Source organism: Corynebacterium nasorum (assembly GCF_022347325.1).
Classification (GTDB): Bacteria; Actinomycetota; Actinomycetes; order Mycobacteriales; family Mycobacteriaceae; genus Corynebacterium; species Corynebacterium kefirresidentii.
This window is the reverse complement of sequence record NZ_JAKRDU010000037.1, coordinates 1-1,350: the sequence shown is the minus strand read 5'-3', so window position 1 is coordinate 1,350 and position 1,350 is coordinate 1. Positions and strand designations below refer to the sequence as shown.

The 1,350-nt window shown below is 49.7% G+C and carries 2 protein-coding genes; both read left to right on the top strand.

Annotation, left to right across the window (positions count from 1 at the left end; genetic code table 11):
* The first annotated feature begins 123 nt into the window (after nucleotides 1-123).
* Nucleotides 124-765 carry a hypothetical protein gene (locus MHK05_RS11800; RefSeq protein WP_239206892.1) on the top strand — a complete coding sequence of 214 codons (642 nt, stop codon included), beginning with the start codon at nucleotides 124-126 and terminating at the stop codon, nucleotides 763-765.
* Nucleotides 766-882: 117 nt separating this feature from the next.
* Nucleotides 883-1,242, top strand: a complete 360-nt coding sequence (locus MHK05_RS11795) for a PhoD-like phosphatase N-terminal domain-containing protein (protein WP_239206891.1) — start codon at nucleotides 883-885, stop codon at nucleotides 1,240-1,242.
* The last annotated feature ends 108 nt before the right edge of the window (nucleotides 1,243-1,350 follow it).

The window sequence follows — 1,350 nt, the reverse complement described above, 5'->3', positions numbered from 1 at the left end:
CCAGGCTAACTGCCTCGCCTGCCACCACGCGCTCAACAGCAGCATCCTTAACATCCTTCGGAGTCCAACGCGTCACAACTACCTCCCGGTCGAAGTGGCGCATTCACCCCTTGACAGCACGATGTGACTGCTTACCTGTTTGGCTTTTTGTCTATTTATTTCATTTTGCTGTTCAATTTTATTTTAGCGGCTAAACTCGTTTCCTTCTTGCCCTTGATCATATCCCCCATTTTCGCCGTAGGGTATGCGTACTGGTGGCACCGCTCCACCAGAAAAGTTCTTAATAAAATTAGTAAACCGACTCGAAAAGACCCCTATAAAACCTGCGCCGAAACCCCCTCACTAAGCATTACCGGAATTCAAGAGGTTCTGGATCACCAAGAAGGGGACTATTTTCAAAAGTTCCTTTCTTCATTTTCATTAGCAAGCGAATTCTACGATCGTATATACTTTTCAAAGGATACTTGGTACCTTCTTCCTGACTACGCAACTACGCTGCCTGAGACAGCAAAAACGTCAGAAGGCGCATCCTCGCATATGCCCAAGTCGTCAATAGGCAGACAGCTCAGCAAGTACAGTTGTAGAACAATTATCTCTACAGATTTAGCGATAAAGTCTTTTGAATCCGGCGTACGCTTGATTCGACTTATCGAAGGTGGCCTCAAGTTACGCTCCAATCAGAAAGACTATGATGTAGCCACCCAAGGGGAACTTGTAGCTATTGATAAGACGATAGTCCCTTCCGGCAATACTAGGTCGTATTAAGCATCCACGATTTTATTCAATTTCAACGACCACTGGAGTTAAGTCTGATTTAACCAGCGATTCACCGCGGCTACTTAGGCTGGAAAAGTTCCTTTTAAACCTTTTGTGGAGCTTTGTATGCCTTATTCAAATAGTCGTTCTTCTTTTAATCGTCGTAACTTCCTGCAGATTGCAGGTGTGTCGGCCGCGGCGGTGGCTGCGGGTATTAATGCACCAGCAAAGGCGGGTGCGCAGTCGAGCCTAAGCTCATGGGGATCGTCACGAGGTGGGGATCTGCCGCAGGATTCGGAGCTTTTTGGCTTGGGCGTAGCGGCGGGTACGCCGCGGCATGATTCCATGATCCTGTGGACCCGCTTGGCCCCGGAACCGCTGGCTGAGGATGGTCACGGCGGCATGACCGGCGGCGATGTCCGCGTGGGTTGGGAAGTTGCGAAGGATGAGGGGTTTGGGGACGTCGTCAAGCAGCTTGATTTCTAGTGGTCGTGGAAACACCTGACATGGGTTAGGTGATTGTGTGGAGTCGAAATGGGTTCCGGATTCTGTTGTTGTGGCGCGGTTTGCGTCGTTGGTTCGGGCTGGTAGTTC